This window comes from Pseudomonadota bacterium (assembly GCA_039818985.1).
Classification (GTDB): domain Bacteria; phylum Pseudomonadota; class Alphaproteobacteria; order Sphingomonadales; family Sphingomonadaceae; genus Alterisphingorhabdus.
Map to the genome: position 1 here is coordinate 90850 of JBCBSU010000001.1, position 16135 is coordinate 106984.

Annotated in this window: 16 protein-coding genes and 1 pseudogene; 10 read left to right on the plus strand and 7 right to left on the minus strand. The window is 58.1% G+C overall.

Features of this window, described 5'->3' with window-relative positions; genetic code table 11:
- Positions 1-14: 14 nt before the first annotated feature.
- The 3 genes from AAFX04_00420 (at position 15) to AAFX04_00430 (ending at position 3901) form a co-directional block, all read left to right on the plus strand.
- Entirely contained in the window at positions 15-1607 is a 1593-nt protein-coding gene (locus AAFX04_00420) for an FAD-binding protein (protein ID MEO1043885.1), read from the plus strand.
- 141 nt (positions 1608-1748) lie between these two features.
- Complete coding sequence (gene pyk / locus AAFX04_00425) at positions 1749-3218, plus strand: pyruvate kinase (GenBank protein MEO1043886.1); 1470 nt, start codon at positions 1749-1751, stop codon at positions 3216-3218.
- 38 nt (positions 3219-3256) lie between these two features.
- On the plus strand, positions 3257-3901 hold the full coding sequence (locus AAFX04_00430) for an NAD(P)H-dependent oxidoreductase (protein MEO1043887.1): 645 nt from the start codon (positions 3257-3259) through the stop codon (positions 3899-3901).
- 16 nt (positions 3902-3917) lie between these two features.
- Here AAFX04_00430 and AAFX04_00435 read toward each other — a convergent pair whose 3' ends face one another.
- From AAFX04_00435 to galE, 4 genes are all read right to left on the minus strand, one after another.
- The gene (locus AAFX04_00435) at positions 3918-5111 is read right to left on the minus strand and encodes a DUF418 domain-containing protein (GenBank protein ID MEO1043888.1); all 1194 of its coding nucleotides are present in this window, start codon (positions 5109-5111) and stop codon (positions 3918-3920) included.
- 47 nt (positions 5112-5158) lie between these two features.
- Complete coding sequence (locus AAFX04_00440; GenBank protein MEO1043889.1) at positions 5159-5767, minus strand: HAD family phosphatase; 609 nt, start codon at positions 5765-5767, stop codon at positions 5159-5161.
- An 87-nt stretch (positions 5768-5854) separates the two neighbouring features.
- Positions 5855-5980 (minus strand): type B 50S ribosomal protein L36, encoded by a 126-nt coding sequence (ykgO, locus tag AAFX04_00445; protein MEO1043890.1) that lies wholly within the window; start codon positions 5978-5980, stop codon positions 5855-5857.
- 133 nt (positions 5981-6113) lie between these two features.
- Complete coding sequence (gene galE / locus AAFX04_00450) at positions 6114-7139, minus strand: UDP-glucose 4-epimerase GalE (protein MEO1043891.1); 1026 nt, start codon at positions 7137-7139, stop codon at positions 6114-6116.
- A 187-nt stretch (positions 7140-7326) separates the two neighbouring features.
- Here galE and AAFX04_00455 point away from each other — a divergent pair, with 187 nt between their 5' ends.
- From AAFX04_00455 to AAFX04_00465, 3 genes are read left to right on the plus strand one after another with little or no spacing between them, the layout of a single operon-like run.
- Positions 7327-7968, plus strand: a complete 642-nt coding sequence (locus tag AAFX04_00455; protein MEO1043892.1) for a DUF4136 domain-containing protein — start codon at positions 7327-7329, stop codon at positions 7966-7968.
- A complete protein-coding gene (locus AAFX04_00460; protein ID MEO1043893.1) occupies positions 7965-8588 on the plus strand; it encodes a hypothetical protein in 624 nt (207 codons plus the stop codon). The genes AAFX04_00455 and AAFX04_00460 overlap by 4 nt, the downstream gene beginning before the upstream one ends.
- Positions 8585-9730 carry a M14-type cytosolic carboxypeptidase gene (locus tag AAFX04_00465; GenBank protein MEO1043894.1) on the plus strand — a complete coding sequence of 382 codons (1146 nt, stop codon included), beginning with the start codon at positions 8585-8587 and terminating at the stop codon, positions 9728-9730. The genes AAFX04_00460 and AAFX04_00465 overlap by 4 nt, the downstream gene beginning before the upstream one ends.
- 35 nt (positions 9731-9765) lie before the next feature.
- Here AAFX04_00465 and AAFX04_00470 read toward each other — a convergent pair whose 3' ends face one another.
- Positions 9766-10182 (minus strand): PaaI family thioesterase, encoded by a 417-nt coding sequence (locus AAFX04_00470; protein ID MEO1043895.1) that lies wholly within the window; start codon positions 10180-10182, stop codon positions 9766-9768.
- A gap of 131 nt (positions 10183-10313) precedes the next feature.
- On the opposite strand from AAFX04_00470, the pseudogene AAFX04_00475 reads away from it, so the two are divergent.
- Positions 10314-10472, plus strand: a pseudogene (locus AAFX04_00475) (helix-turn-helix transcriptional regulator).
- 59 nt (positions 10473-10531) lie between these two features.
- Here AAFX04_00475 and AAFX04_00480 read toward each other — a convergent pair.
- The gene (locus tag AAFX04_00480) at positions 10532-11254 is read right to left on the minus strand and encodes a DUF6445 family protein (GenBank protein ID MEO1043896.1); all 723 of its coding nucleotides are present in this window, start codon (positions 11252-11254) and stop codon (positions 10532-10534) included.
- An 83-nt stretch (positions 11255-11337) separates the two neighbouring features.
- On the opposite strand from AAFX04_00480, the gene AAFX04_00485 reads away from it, so the two are divergent.
- Entirely contained in the window at positions 11338-12849 is a 1512-nt protein-coding gene (locus AAFX04_00485) for a tryptophan halogenase family protein (GenBank protein MEO1043897.1), read from the plus strand.
- A gap of 24 nt (positions 12850-12873) precedes the next feature.
- On the opposite strand, the gene AAFX04_00490 is transcribed toward AAFX04_00485, so the two are convergent.
- Positions 12874-13581, minus strand: a complete 708-nt coding sequence (locus tag AAFX04_00490) for a toxin-activating lysine-acyltransferase (GenBank protein MEO1043898.1) — start codon at positions 13579-13581, stop codon at positions 12874-12876.
- A gap of 457 nt (positions 13582-14038) precedes the next feature.
- On the opposite strand from AAFX04_00490, the gene AAFX04_00495 reads away from it, so the two are divergent.
- Positions 14039-14833 carry a hypothetical protein gene (locus AAFX04_00495; GenBank protein MEO1043899.1) on the plus strand — a complete coding sequence of 265 codons (795 nt, stop codon included), beginning with the start codon at positions 14039-14041 and terminating at the stop codon, positions 14831-14833.
- A 2-nt stretch (positions 14834-14835) separates the two neighbouring features.
- Positions 14836-15639: a DUF1629 domain-containing protein gene (locus AAFX04_00500; protein ID MEO1043900.1), complete on the plus strand. Its 804-nt coding sequence runs from the start codon at positions 14836-14838 to the stop codon at positions 15637-15639.
- Positions 15640-16135 lie beyond the last annotated feature (496 nt).

Genomic DNA, 16135 nt, shown 5'->3' on the forward strand with positions numbered 1-16135 from the left:
GAGGGAGAGATGCAATGCCCAATGACGACCAGATGCTGGAACAGGTTCCAGGCCCGCGCCAATGGGAAAATTGGCATGAGACGGTCTCCGGCACGGTTGCCGGTATCGACAAGGTTCATCCGCCACTGGAGAATCCGCCCTATGGCTCGAAAACGATAAACCGCTGTACCCGGCAGATTCAGCGCTCTATGGCCGATGCCAAACAGAAGGGCAAAGCCTATCGGGCTGTGGGCCGCGCCTGGTCGCTTTCGGATGCGCCTCTGAGTGATGGGGTGTTGCTCGATATCTCGGTGCTGATTGGCAAGAAGAAACTGCGCGCGGATCAGCTTGACCCCGGCTATAAGGGCAATGCCGAGGCGCGCAACGGCCTGTGCCTAATACAGTGCGGCAATTATATTTCCGAGATTAATGCCTGGCTCGAAACCAAAAAAGGTCTGTCGTTCAAGACAACGGGCGCCGCCAATGGTCAGACTATTGCCGGCGCCACGGCGACCGGCACCCATGGTTCGGCACTCGATTTCGGGGCTTTGCATGACCATATTGTCGCTATTCATCTGCTCGCCGGACCGGAGAAGCAATATTGGCTGGAACGCGCAAGCTATCCGGTGATGAAGCATTCGCTGCCCAATTCAATCAATGCCGAACTGCTCCGCGATGATGATGTTTTCAACGCGGTGCTGGTGGGTCTCGGGGCCTTTGGCGTAATCCATAATGTGGTTATCGAGGCGCGACCGCGCTTCCTGCTCAATGCCTATAATTATGATGCGGCCAATAACAAAAAGCTGGTGTTCGATGCCGCGATGCGCCAGCGCATTGCTCATCTCGACTTTTCGCTCAACCCCGATCTCGACCCCCCTGCCGATCCCGAGAATCCGGATGGCCCCGATACCGGGCGACCCTATTTCTTTCAGCCGATCATCAACCCCAATACCAACCCACCTGAAGTGTTGATCACCCAGATGCATGACAAGCCATGGAAGACAGGGCACAACCCCGATTATCTTATGCCGGCCGGGAAGTTTGGACCCGGCTATGATTTTGTGACGGTGGCTGGGCGTGCGCTCGACCTGTTCCAGAGCGCGGTGCCGCTGTTCGCGCAGCTGGTGGCGGGGCAGCTGTTCACGCTGGGCAGGAAGAGCGGCAGCTGGGGTGAGCAGTTCGGCTATAAGGCGCACCGCACCAAGGTCGCCAGTGGCACCGTTGCGGTACCGCTGGAACATGCGCTGGCAACGCTTGATGCATTGATCGACCTTAATGGTGATATCGGCCCGGTGCCGCTGGTTTTTGGCTGTCGCTATGTCAAAAAATCTCCGGCGCTGCTGGCTTTCAACCAGTGGGAGACCACTTTTGTCATCAGCATCGACGGCGTTTACAACAACAGTGCGCTGAACTTTCTCGAAAAAATCCCCGAGAAAATGGAGGCTCTGGGCATTCCCTACAGCCAGCATTGGGGCAAGACCAACGGCTATAATCCGCAGCGTATCCGCGCAACCTATGGCGGCAATGTCGACAAGTGGAAGGCGGCCCGGGCGCGATTGCTGCCCGATGCCGAGGACCGTGCCATGTTCGAAAACGCCTTTATGCGACGCGCCGGACTTGCCGACTGACTCGCCGTGATGGTCTTACCCGGTACCGCTTCAGAGACGAAAATACACTGTAAGATTGCACTTCCCGCAACCATCCTGTCATAGAGCAAAGGCATAGGCGCGTGCTGTGACCAGCAGCGGATGGATAGAGGGGACGTGACGGTGAGCGACGCAGGACGAAAGCGGCCCGGACGCCGTCACAGAAAGGTCAAGATTCTCGCCACACTGGGCCCGGCGAGCCGCACCACCGAGATGATCGAAGCGCTGTATCGCGCCGGTGCCGATGCGTTCCGCATCAATATGAGTCATGGTGACCATGCTGATCATGCCCGGGTCATCATGCATATCCGTGATCTTGAACAGCGGGTACAGCGTCCGATCACGCTTTTGTGCGACCTGCAGGGGCCAAAGCTGCGTGTTGGCACGTTCGAAGGCGGCGAGGCGATTATCCGTCATGGCAGCCATTTCACCCTCGATAGCGACGAGGCACCAGGCGATGCGACGCGGGTGCATCTGCCGCATCCCGAACTGTTCGCAGTGCTGGACAAGGGTTCGCGGCTGCTGCTCGATGATGGCAAGTTGCAATTGCGGGTGATCCGTGCGGGAAAGGACAGCATATTGACCAGCGCCGAGGTCGGCGGGCGCATCTCTGATCGCAAGGGGCTCAACGTGCCCGATGCGGTGGTGCCTATGGCGGCACTCACCGAAAAGGATCGCAAGGACATGGCCTTCGCTCTCGATCAGGGCGCCGACTGGATTGCGCTGAGCTTTGTCCAGCGCCCCGAAGATGTCGCAGAGGCACGAAGGCTGATCGATGGTCGTGCCGCGTTGATCGCCAAGATTGAAAAGCCCAGCGCAGTCAACCGGCTCGACGAGATATTGGAGCTATCCGATGCGGTGATGGTGGCACGCGGCGATCTGGGGGTCGAAATGGCGCCCGAGGAGGTGCCGCCGCTGCAGAAGAATATCGTCGCCGCCGCGCGGGTTTCGGGCAAGCCGGTGGTGGTGGCGACGCAGATGCTCGAATCGATGATCACTGCGCCGACACCGACCCGCGCCGAGGTTTCCGATGTCGCCACGGCGGTTTATGACGGCGCCGATGCGGTGATGCTGTCGGCCGAGACGGCGACCGGGGACTGGCCGGTCGAAGCGGTGTCGATCATGGACCGGATTGCGGTGCAGGTGGAAACTGATCCTGGCTATGCCGAACGGGTGCACCTCACCGAAACGCTGCCCGATGCCACCACTGCCGATGCGCTGGCGGCGTCCTGTGCCCAGATTGCCGAGACGGTCAGTACCTCGGCGATTGTCTGTTTTACCGGCTCGGGTTCAACGGCGCGTCGCGTGGCGCGCGAGCGGCCGTCTATCCCGCTATTGGTGCTGACCCCGACCCGGGCAACGGCGCGACGGCTGGGACTGCTATGGGGCGCACATGCGGTGGTGACGCGCGACATCGGCAGTTTCGAGGAAATGATTGGCAAGGGCAAGCGTATGGCGCTGCGCCATGGCTTTGGTGAGGCCGGGGATCGCTGCATCGCACTGGCCGGAGTTCCGTTCGGCACGCCCGGTTCGACCAATGTGCTGCATATCGTGACGCTGAGCGGTGATGAGCTGAAAGGCTATTCCCGCTGATCATGCAGCCCGAATAGCAGCCAGAGAGGCTTCAGAATATGCGTATAGTGCTGATTGACGGCCATCCCGATGCGAACCGGCTGACTTCGCATCTGCTCGACGAATATCAGCGTCATTGCGGTGGCGCAGCGCAGATCGACCGGCTGGTGCTGCGCGACATGGATTTCGATCCTGTACTGCACAAGGGCTATGTCGAGCCGCAGTCCTGGGAACCCGATCTGCTCCACGCGGCGCGGCTGATCGATGCCTGCGACCATATGGTTTTTGCCTTCCCCATGTGGTGGGGCGCGGAACCGGCATTGCTGAAAGGCTTTGTCGACCGGGTGTTGCTGCCGCATTTCACCTTTCGCTATCATGACAATGACAGCTTCTGGGACGGCCTGCTGGCGGGCCGGTCCGCCGATGCCCTGGTAACACTTGATACACCGCCGATCTTCCTGCGTTTTGCCTATGGCAATTCCATTATGCACCGCTGGCGCAAGCAAATTCTGGGTTTTTGCGGACTCAAACCCGCCAGACTTTATCTTTTCGGCCCGGTGCGTCGCGGGTCGGCGGAAAAGAAGATGGCCGGCTGGCACAGGAAGCTGGCGCGCGCCGCGCAAAAGGCGGCTGCCGCATCGCGCAGCAAAAAGCTCCACCATCTGGAGGATTTCCTGAACTATCGTGCCGGAAAAGAAAGTTAGCTTTTCAGGCTGACCATCAGGCAGCTGACAGTTTTGCGCCGGCAGATGATGGATTGGGGCCGCATAGTCGTCGCCATAATGCTTCTACCGGGCCCTGATCATGATGCGACAGCCACAAGCGGCTGAATCCTATCTGGATCAGCCAGACCGCCACGGTAAGGCCAAACAGCGCATCGGGATCAAGCGCGTCAAAAGGCAGGAGCTTGAGGCCATGGAACAGCAATAGTATCAGCACTGATTGCATCAGATAATTTGTCAGCGCCATCCGGCCGACACGCTCGATGCTGGTCCGCCACCATATCGGCAGCATCGGATGCAATATATTCAGCCCCGAAAGCATGGCGAGCGAGGTAATCGCGCACCCCGTCAGAAAGGTGATGCCCGATAGCGGCAATTCGCTGGTAAAGCCCAGATAAGGTCCGACCGTTTCATTGACACCGATTCTTGCCACTATGCCGTATAGGACAAGCGGTATCCCTGCCACCAGGGCCCAGACGGCCAGGCTGCGATAGAAAGCAGGCGAGCGCAGACCCTGTATTATGCCGAGCTTGAATAGCCCCATGCCGATCAGCATGAAGCCCAGCGCGTTCCAGACCCGGAAATAGGGCAACGCCGTCCATTGGATGAACTGGTTGCGCCAGACATTATAGCGGAACAGATCGCCATAGCCGCCGGCATAGGCCTGGTTTATCGTCGAGGGTGCATCGCCATAATCGACCCACCATGTGAACAGCATCGCCTCAACGGTCAACTCGTAGAGTTCCGGCCACTGGTTGAACGCCATGTTGAGCATCTTCAATGCGATACCGATGACAATCAGGCGCGCGGGCGAGAGATGCAATGCCAGCAGCAAAAAAGGCCCGCAGACAGCATAGGTGATGAGAATGTCACCAGGCCACAGCAGATAGGCATGACAGATGCCTATCGCCAACAATATCGCCATGCGTTTGAGATAATAGGGCGCAAATGGTCCCAATGGCTTTTCCGGGCGGTGCATCAGCAACAGGCCGGAGCCGAACAGCATGGCAAAGATCGGCATGAATCGCTGGTCGAAGATCAGATATTGCGACAACCAGGCCGCGACGCTGGCGACATCGGGATCATAGACCCGCGCCATGGAATCGCCAGCATGCCAAGGCATATTGACGACGAGCATGCCCAGAACCGCAGAACCGCGCAAAAAGTCGAGCAGATGTATGCGAGCTGTCATGGGTCACAGGCTCCAGTCCGGCTTCGCATGATTTATGGTTTTGCGGATCAGATCAACCCATAGTCTGCGAGCACCACCCGCAAAGTACCGGCATCTTCAAAACGATGCGCCTGGAAGCCGCAGGCGCGGGCACCGTCGACATTGTCCTGCCGGTCATCGATGAACAGCGCCGTCACAGGGTCGATGCCGAAGCGCTGTTCGGCAAGGCGATAGATGCGCGGATCGGGCTTCAGAATTTTTTCCGCACCCGAGACAATGATATCACCGAACAGGTCGAATATCGGTGCCGTAGGGCGGAACATGTCCCAGAACTCTACGCCGAAATTGGTAATGCCGTAAATCGGTACGCCGTTCTGGTGCAGTGCCTGGACCAGCGCGTGCGATCCTGGCACCGGCCCCGGTATGGTTTCCAGCCAGCGCGGCACATAGGCCTCGATCAGGTCACGCTCCCCGGGCCATTCGGCAATCAGCTCTGCGACCATCGGCGCCAGTTCGCGCCCGGCATCATGCTGGAAATGCCATTGTGTTGTGACAACATTGGAAAGGAACCAGTCGAGCCGCTGCGGATCATCGATCAGCTTGGCATAGAGATGGCGGATATCCCATTGGTAGAGGACATTGCCGACATCGAAGATAACGTTGGAAATCACGGCCATCCCGGAGGTCTCCAAAATCATTCGGCCAACAAAAAACCGCCCGGACTAGGGGCGGTTTCCTGTATGCCATAGGCTGTCCGCTGGCGCTTAGCCCTGGCGGGCCTTGAACCGGCGGTTGGTCTTGTTGATCACATAGGTGCGGCCACGACGACGGATCACGCGATTGTCGCGATGACGGCCCTTGAGCGATTTAAGCGAGTTGCGAATTTTCATCTGTCATCTGCCTTTTTGTCCGCCAGCCATGCGCGCCAAAGCCTTTATGGTCCGGCGTCCGAAATGACTCGCGCTCAATGCGAAGCCGGGCGGATAAGGCAAAAGCCGGGGCAAAGTCAAGCGGACAATAGCGCTATCGGCCGTGTTTTTCCGCCAGTTTCCGCTCCCATGCGAGCGCATCTTCGACAATCCGGTCAAGATCATCGCGCTGTGGCTGCCAGCCAAAGCGCGCTTTTATCGCGCGATTGTCGGAAATCAGCGCATCCGGGTCGCCGGCGCGGCGACCGGCCATTTCACGGACAATCGGGCTGTTGGTCACCCGGTCGACAGCATCGAGCACTTCGAGCACCGAATAGCCATGGCCATAGCCGCAATTGAGGAAATGGCTGTCCGCCGGTGATTCGATCAGCTTCTCCAGTGCCAGCAGATGCGCTGCGGCGAGATCGGTCACATGGATATAGTCGCGCACCCCGGTACCGTCGGGGGTGTCGAAATCACTGCCGAACACGGCCACCTTGTCGCGCTTGCCCAAAGCCGCCTCGACCGCGACCTTGATGAGATGCGTTGCGCCTGCCGTTGACTGGCCCGAACGTCCCTCAGGGTCGGCACCGGCGACGTTGAAATAGCGCAAGGCACAGAAATTGACCGGATGCGCTGCGGCGGTGTCGCGCAGCATGATCTCGGTCATCAGTTTCGACATGCCATAGGGATTGATCGGCCGCTGCGGCGCCTCTTCGGCAACCGGGCTGGTTTCGGGAATGCCATAGGTGGCGGCGGTCGACGAGAAGATGATGTGCTTCACCCCCGATGTCACTGCTGTCTCGATCAGTGCCCGGCTCTTGGCGGTGTTGTTATGATAATATTTCAGCGGGTCGCTGACCGATTCCGGTACCACCACCGATCCGGCAAAATGCATGATCGCGCCGATATCATGATCGGCGATGATTTCGCTCATCAGTTCGGCATCAGCAATATCGCCCTGATAAAAGGGCACGTCATCGGCGACAGCCCAGCGAAAACCGGTGACCAGATTGTCGATTACCACCACTGGCCATCCGGCGTCGGTCAGGGCCAATACTGCATGGCTTCCAATATAGCCGGCCCCACCAGTGACCAGCACCGGGCATTTGGCCAGCTCTGCTTCTACTTTTCTTGCCATGCTCTGCTCTCTTGTCACAGCCTTGCCGGCCTCTCCAGTCGCGGTCAGTCCCGCTTAATCCAGTCCGGGCCATAAGGTAAATCGCAAATATATCCGAAAGCCTTTGTTACATTGGTGCAAGGCTATTTGGTTCGCAGCCTTGCCGATTTTAGGCTATAGATGCGCAAAATTGACAGGATGCCCCGATATGTCTCACAGCCTTTATGCCTCTGCTCTTCCGTTCAATGCCCTGCGGTCGCTGATGCTCGGCCTCGCACTGGTGATGGCCATGGCGCTTAGCGGGTGTGTTGCTCCCGTCGGTCCGATCGAAGTGCGCCGCTTCCATGTGCTGAACGATGCACCCGATGCGACATCGGCGCGGATTGCGGTAGTTCCGGCTGAGGGCTTCGATAATAACAGTCTCGAATTTCGCGCCTATGCTTCGGCGATAGGCCGCGAGCTTTCTGCCCAGGGCTATAGCGTGGTCGATGGCACCGATGCGCCCGAGCAACTGGCGACGCTGGCCTATAACAGCCAGACCCAGACGGTCGGCAGCCGGCAGGGGCCGGTGAGTGTCGGTGTTGGCGGCGGCACGGGCGGTTTCCGCTCGGGTGTTGGCGGGGGTATCGGCTTCAATCTCGGTGGCGGTTCGAGCGAGCGGATCTTCACCACCGTTGAGGTGATCATCATGCGCTCGGCTGATAATGTCCGGCTATGGGAAGGGCAGGCGGTGAGCGAGGCCAAGCCGGGAACACCGGCGGCAGAACCGCAAATTGCCGCGGCCAAGCTGGCGAGCGCGCTGTTTAGTGATTTCCCCGGTGAATCGGGCGCGACCATCGAGGTCGAATGACCCGTCATCATCCGGCAACAACAGAAGATATGCGCTTTTCCAATCTGATATTGCTGGTGCTGGCCGGATTGCTTACCGCCTGTGCTGCTCCTTTGGGGCCAACCGAAATCACCCGCTTTCACCTGCCCGAAAAGGCCGAGGCTCTCGGTAGCGGCACAATCACCATAATGGTTGCCAACGAAGCAGCACCTGATGCGCCGGTACATAAGGCCTTTGCCGAGCGGCTCAGCCGGATTCTGGAAGGGCAGGGCTATACCATTGCTTCTGATGCCAGAGACAGCGACCAGATTGCCTATCTGGAATATCGCATCCTTGACAGCCGCGATGTCGATGACCGGGCAATTCTGACCGGTGGTGGTCCGGCCGCCATCGGCACCGGTGGTTCGGTCGGGCTTGGCATCACCGTTCCTTTTGGCGGACCCGGTGACCGCATGGTCTGTCAACTAACCGTGTCGATAGAGGAGCGTGAGAGCGAGAAGACCTTGTGGGAGGCGCGCGGTCAGAGTGAGGCCAAGCCGGGCTCACCGCAAAGCGAGCCCTATGGCTTTGCCGATAAAATACTCTCGGCCATGTTTGGTGACTTCCCAGGGCGTCCGGGTGAGACTATCACGGTGCCATGATTCATGACATTTGCAGCGCATTCGATTCCGGCAATATCGCTATTGCCGAGCATTCCGGCAGCTACGCCCGGTTGACTATCAACAAGGACCGCGAGTCTGATTTTTTCCAGTGGTTCCACTTTCGCCTGACCGCTGACCCGGGCGAGGAAGTCGTGCTGGAGATTACCGGCCTGACCGACTCCGCCTATCCCCAGGGCTGGCCCGATTATGCTGCCTGTGTCAGCGAGGACCGTGACTATTGGCAGCGTGCCGAGACCGGCTATGACAAAGAGACAGGCACGTTGACCATCCGCCATGTCCCGGCATCGGGTGTCTGCTGGTTTGCCTATTTCGCGCCCTATTCGATGGAACGCCATCACGATCTGGTTGCCGAGGCGGCGGCGAGTGAAGGCGTCGATTACCGCTGTCTCGGCCACAGCCTTGAAGGCCAACCGATAGACTGTCTCGAAATCGGCGAGGGCGACATTCCGGTTTGGCTCTATGCGCGCCAGCATCCTGGCGAGACCATGGCCGAATGGTGGATGGAAGGTGCCCTGGAAAAGCTGACTGACCCCAGCGACCCACATGCCCGGCTGTTGCGGCAAAAATGCCGCCTGCATATCGTACCCAATATGAACCCCGATGGCAGCCGCCGCGGGCATTTGCGCACCAATTTTGCCGGGGTCAATCTCAATCGCGAATGGCATCAGCCCAGCGCCGAACGCAGCCCCGAAGTGCTGTGCGTGCGCAACGCCATGGACGAGACCGGTTGCGCCTTTGCCATGGATGTCCATGGCGACGAGGCGATCCCGGCGGTGTTCATTGCCGGTTTTGAAGGTATCCCGTCATGGACCGAGCGCCAGGGACAGCTCTATCACCGCTATCGCGACCTGCTCGCCGCGCGCACCCCCGATTTCCAGACCGAGCTTGGCTATCCGGTGGCGGCCAAAGGCAAAGCCAACCTGTCAATGTCGACCAACCAGGTCGCTGAACGATTCACCAAAAGCCATGGCTGTATCGCAATGACGCTGGAAATGCCGTTCAAGGACAATCGCGACCTGCCCGATAGCGATCAGGGCTGGAGCCCCGAGCGCTGCAAAAAGCTTGCCGATGATTGCCTGGCGGTGCTGGCCGAGATGGTGGATGCGGTGGGTGGTGCCTGAACCGGCGGCTGCTTGCCCGTCACAATGTCAATATTTTACAGCACCAGCTGCGTCTGGGTCACCAGCGCGACCAGCCTCTCCTGATCAGTCTCGATTCGGGTCTGCCATACAGAGAGACGCTTGCCGCGCGCAACCGGGGTAGATATGCCCGTCAAAGTGATGCCGCTGGCGGCCCGCCCGACAAAATTGGTTTTGCTCTCAATGGTCGTGGTGCCGGTTGCCCCCTCCGGCAAATTCAAAAACGCGCCAATTGCGGCGAGCGAATCTGCGAACGCCATTACTGTACCGCCATGCACGCCGTCGCCGGCGGTGCAAAGATCTTCGCGCACATGCAGCGTACCGATGATCTCTTGCGGACCGGCACGCGACACCGCAACACCCAAAAGTCTGGCCAGCGGCATGGCGTCGGCGAGATTGGCATTGTCTGGACCGGGATTGGCAGGGTTGGACATGGCCTTGTTCCTGTAGCTGCTTGCGGAGGATGTGCAGTTCACCGCAAACATTTTTCAAAAACAATGACCTCGCAGGTTATGGTTGCGTATTTGCACTCTGGTTTACGCCGGGGCCCAAAGGAGAATGGCGTATGCAAGGCTTTGGCGCGCTACTGAAATCATGGCGCAACCGGCGGCGCATGAGCCAGATGACTCTGGCGCTGGAGTCCGACGTTTCAACCCGGCATCTTTCCTATCTGGAGACCGGCAAGGCGATGCCCAGCAGGGATATGGTGTTGCGGCTGGCCGATATCCGCATCGAATTGTTCTTCCCGGCCGATGCCGAAAGCGAACATCTGATGGCCAGGGCTCAGGCATAATCGACAAAGAAATTGGCTGTGAGCCGACCGGTTTCGGGATTGTCGGTCAATTCGGGCGCAGGCATGATTACGCCGCTGTGCAGCACGCAGCTGCGATAGATGATCACCCGGTTCATTCGGGCGGGCACAACCAGTAACCGGCTATAGCCGGGCGTGTCGGCATCGGGATAGCTGTGATGTGGTTCGAGTAGCGCGATATCCTGTTCCCGCTGATCGAGATAGCGCTGCTTGTCGGCGGTACCGACACGCTCCAGCCCGGTTGCCTCCTGACGATAAAATGCGGTGCCGCCATAGGGCCGGTCGAACAGATAATGCAGGATGGCGATGCGGTGGTTGCGGGCAATGTCGATATGCGGCACGCGCTGTAAAGGATGGAGAGCGTCGCGAGCGCGGGTGACCATGGACAGACCGCAATTGAAGCGGTCAATCCTGCGCTCCGCCAGTGCGAATTTTTCGCGGATCAGCGGGTCGAGCCGGTTGAGCATCGCCCGGGCATAAGCCGTCGGCAGTGGCGCCCGCAATCCGGGATAGCCCTGGCCATTTGTGTCAGCGGCGGAAAATTGCGCCTCGCGACAAGCATGGTCGCGCAGATGCCCGGGCTCGGCCAGCATGTCATCAATCACCAGCACATGCTCGCCCGAAGGGCCGATCTGTATCCATCCGGTTTGCGATGCCCTGCCGGGTGCAAAATGCTGTGCAGTCAATTTTGTCATGGCAGAATCGGTGCCTCTGTTGCACTCTATCCATAGTCGCATGTCGATGCGAAAGCACAGTAGAATGAGGGGCCGACAAAAAGGTGACGGAAACACAGCAGCGCGATGCGGAACCGGTGCGTCTGGTGATCATGGGCGGTGGCACCGCTGGCTGGATGGCGGCGGCGGCGCTGTCGCAATATTTTTCCAATGCGCTGAACATCACCCTGATCGAATCCGAGGCGATTGGCACAGTCGGCGTTGGCGAGGCCACCATTCCCCAGATCCGGTTGTTCAACACCGGCCTTGGTATTGACGAGGCCGAATTTGTCCGTGCGACCGCGGGCACGTTCAAGCTGGGGATCGAATTTGTCGACTGGCACCGCAAGGGGAGCAGCTATATTCACGGTTTCGGCGATGTCGGTGCCAAGGTCGGGCTGGTTCCCTTTTACCATTATTGGCTGCGCTATCGTGCCGAGGGGGGCAATCGCGATATCGACCAGCTGAGCCTCAACGTGCTGGCGGCGCGGGCGCGCCGCTTCGGTCGGTCGGGCCGTCAGGCCGGCATCGTCCGCTCGCTGCCCTATGCCTATCACTTCGATGCGCTGCATTATGCGGCCTATCTGCGCCGCTATGCCGAACAGCGCGGGGTTATGCGGCGCGAGGGCCGGGTGGTTGCCGCTGAACAGGATACGGAAAGCGGAGACATTACTGCGCTCAGCCTGGAGAGCGGAGAGACCATTGCGGGCGATTTCTTTATCGACTGTTCGGGCTTTCGCGGGTTCCTGATCGGGGAAACGCTGGGCAGCGACTATCAGGACTGGTCGCACTGGCTACCCTGCGACCGCGCCGTCGCGATGCCGACTACCGGCGATGGTCGGCTTGAGCCGTTCACCCGCTCCACTGCGCGCGGAGCCGGCTGGCAATGGCATATCCCGCTGCAACACCGAACCGGAAACGGTCATGTCTATTGCAGCGCCTATATGGATAGTGATGCGGCGACGCAGATCTTGCTTGACAATGCTCCGGGTGACCGGCTCGCGGAACCGCGTCATTTGCGCTTCACCACCGGCAAGCGCCGCGAGGTCTGGAAAAACAACTGCGTCGCGCTCGGTCTGTCTTCAGGCTTTCTCGAGCCACTGGAATCGACCAGCATCCATCTGATCCAGACAGGGCTGGCGCGGTTGATGGCGCTGTTCCCTGGGCGGCAAAGGGCGCCACATCTCATCGCCGAATATAATGCTCAGGCCGATGAGGAATATGCCGCGATCCGTGATTTCCTGATTCTGCATTATCATGCCACCGAACGCGACGACACCGAATTCTGGCGCTATTGCCGCACCATGGCGGTGCCCGACAGCCTGCAGCACAAGCTCGACATGTTCCGCAGCTCGGGTCAGATCATCCGCCAGCATCAGGAGCTGTTCGACGTGACCAGCTGGCTGCAGGTGATGTGGGGACAGGGTGAGCGTGCCGGGGCCTATCACCCCATGGTTGATGCGGTGCCGGCAGAGGAGTTGCAATCGGTGGTCAGTAAAGTGGCGCAGGACAATGTGCAGCAATGCAACCGGCTGCCGGTGCACGCCAATTACATTGCCGAGAATTGCGCTGTCTAACGGGCTATAAGGCCGCTTTTGAGGTCAGTTGACTGCGGTGCTTGGCATATCGCTGGTATCGGCTGGGCTATCGGCCTCGGCGGATGCTCCACCGGCTTCGGGCTGTTTCATCCGTTCGGCGCCCATTTTCTCCAGCGTTTCCTTGTCGACCAGCCGGGTGATCATCGGGTGGAGCCGCAGGCCGCCCTGCTTCACCACCTGTTTGAAATTGGCGATGACGCTGGCTGTGGTCTTGCTGTCCTTGGCGACGACATCAAGCAGCCAGTTGATTTCGCCGGACTTCCATTCGTCGCTGGCCAGCCTCACCGGAAATACCCCGGCCTTGATCTGTTCGCGGATCTTCTGGTCAACCTCTTCGGATACGCTGGCCCAGATGGCAAAGCCACTCATATCGGCGAGCCCGTCCTTGGCTTCGCTCGGATAGGCGATGGAAAGGCGATCCTGGATCAGTGGATCGAGTACCAGATGCTGCAGGTCGGCCAGTGTCTGGGCACGATAGCGCGGCAACATCATCATCGACATCACAGCCTTGCCGAAATTTTCGCGCACCGCGGAGCGGACCTCGACGATTTTCTCGATCACCTCGGGGGAGAGATCCGGGTTGCCGGTGGCGCTGGCCTGTCCCTGGGTCGCGTCCGCCACGGGTGCTGCTTGCTGTGCAGCGCCGCCATTGGCTGCGGCGCTGGCTTTCTTGGCTGCTGGCTTGCTTTTTGATGCCGGTTTTTTGGCCATTTTCCCCTCTTGCTTTCCTGCGTAATTCATGCTGTTTTTTTGTCACGCGCTTGCGTGACATTCTAGTAAAAAGTAGCTTACACCAGTATATAGTCAACTGTCGATTCTGTCTTGGAGAGAACGTTTTTCAGGCTTGTGGCACATTTATGAAGGTTTGGTCACAATTCTATCGGTAAAGAAACGAAATCGGTGTGAAAAAACTATCAGTCTGAACTTGACGGGATGCAGCTTTCCGAGGATGTTGAACCAAAATAACAGGGGGAGGATTGCCGCGTGAATCGCGCTACTTTACTGGTGTCGCTACGAGCTGCACCACTGAATTTCAGCTCTTTTACAGTTGCGCGGCCAACTCTGGAGTCCGAGGTGCATAGTGCCTTCCGATTCTGAGAATAATTCCCTTTTGCAAGACGCTATCCGTTCGGCGGGTCCTGAACAATATGATGGCCGCTTTATATCCATGGTGGCATTCGCCGATAAGTCCAAGATCGATAGCACTGCTCTGTTTTCGCGTGTTGAAACTTATCTTGAAGAAGATGATCCGGAGCCGCAGTTAACCGATACAGATTATGAGGACACCCGCAGCTTCATAATCACCATTGGCCCCTATTCGGTGCTGGCAATATTCATGCCCTTCGCAATACCGACCGAAACGCTGGCAGATGCTTTTGGCAATGAGCTTGTATGGAAGGCGGCCTCGAGCGAGTTCGATAAAGCGCGTTCGCACCTGCTTCTTGCAGTTATGAACTCCACGAATAACCATGCGGAAGCGGATAATCAGGCGCGTTTGTTGACGCTGGTTACAAATTGCGCCGCGCAAATGGATGGCGGTTTGGGGGTGTATTGGCCATCAAGCGAATCCGTATTTCCTCCGGCAGCCTTTGAGGAGGGCACCAGGGCAATGCTGGCCCAGCCTGAATTTCCTCCGCAGCTTTGGTTTTCTGTTCGCTTTTTCCCGGGCCCGGATTACGACAATGATGGCAGGATCGTTTGCCAGTCACGCGGGCTCGATATTTTCATGGATCGTGAAATCGAATGCGGCCCCTATGATATTGCGCCCGGACCATTGGCGGAAACGGTATTCGGTGTCGCGCGTTTTATGGCCCAGGCCGGCCCCATATTTGCCGATGGCCATACATTTGGTTTTGGCGAGAATGACGGCCAGGATGCGAGGTTGGATTTTCGCTGGTCGCCACTGGGGGGTGTGAACAAGCCGGTCTATGGCCTGGTCCTTTTGGGACAAGAGGGGGCGTGACCATGGGCGATTACGATACGCGCTTTTACAAGCCGTACAAACCGCCCCGGATTTATGGCCATGTGCCCGATAATTATGATGGCCCGATATATTACAGGGTGGCGCAGCAATATGGGAAGCGGATCGGCAATTCTCCTGTCGGTATAGAGGGTCATTATGACGGCCCCGGGGCCCATAAGCCTCCAAACAATTTCATTGCCTCTGTCCTTTATGACATGCTGGAGGGCTATCATGTGCGATCCAGCCCTGTGCTGTTTGATGAGCAGGGTGGCCTGCGCGATCTCTGGAAACAGCCCCTGAGCGGCGTGGTCAGCAGAAAGGCTCCGAAGAAATGGCCGGAATTCGCTTATGGAATATCGCTGGTCAGCGAGCGTGTACACGACATTATTGAGCGTCACGAACCGGGCATGCATGTGTTTATCCCCGTCGACGTATCAACTGATGGCAATTCTCTGCGGCAATATGTTTTCATCAATCGGGGTGGGTCAAAGCACACCATGCTCGCGCGCGATGGTGACATGGTGGGGCACAGGGTCTTTGAAAAGGAAAATGGTGACTTTTCTCTGTCGGCAATACCCAATTATGGTGCGCAATACATAGCTGAAAAAGAAGAAGATTATTATTTCTTCTATCTGCGCAGAAATACGGTTGATGATCAGAAGGTATTTTTTATAACAGAGACCTATTCTGACGTCTTTAGCCCTGATGTTGTTGACGAGATGGGTGATGTATTGCCGCCGTGGATGGGTTTCTATCCAATCGGTGTAAAAGACGAGTTAGTGGAGGTTGGCGATGTCGTTATATAATACTCCGACTGGCAATATAAATTCGAATAGTCTCACTGCTCTGCGCAGAGTAACGCAAGGTAACCAACCCGCTACGAATTTTGATTTCACCGGCAAGACGAAAGACCTTAACCCCCGTTTTTTCCAGAACACATTTGGCGGTAATGCCAATCAATGGCAGCTTCATCACTTAATTCCTCAAGAGCTGCTGCGCGCACAGAATGATCCGGTCGGAAGCGTTCTGCGTGACTTGACCAGAGAAGGTCTGTTCAGCGGGCGGGATGCAGTCACGAACGGTGTCAGATTACCGGCCGACGAGACTCTCGCGCGCAGAACCGGCTTGTCTTTGCACAGGGGTCCGAGTGCAGGCTATACCGCTGATGTAAGGCGTTTGCTCTCGGAGCTGATGTTCGACCCTGAAAACGGGGTTCTAAAGGACATCGAGCCTGCAAATCGCAACTTATCGAACCCTGCCTATAGAGCGGCATTGGCCAACCTCGCCCCCGAAATACACGGC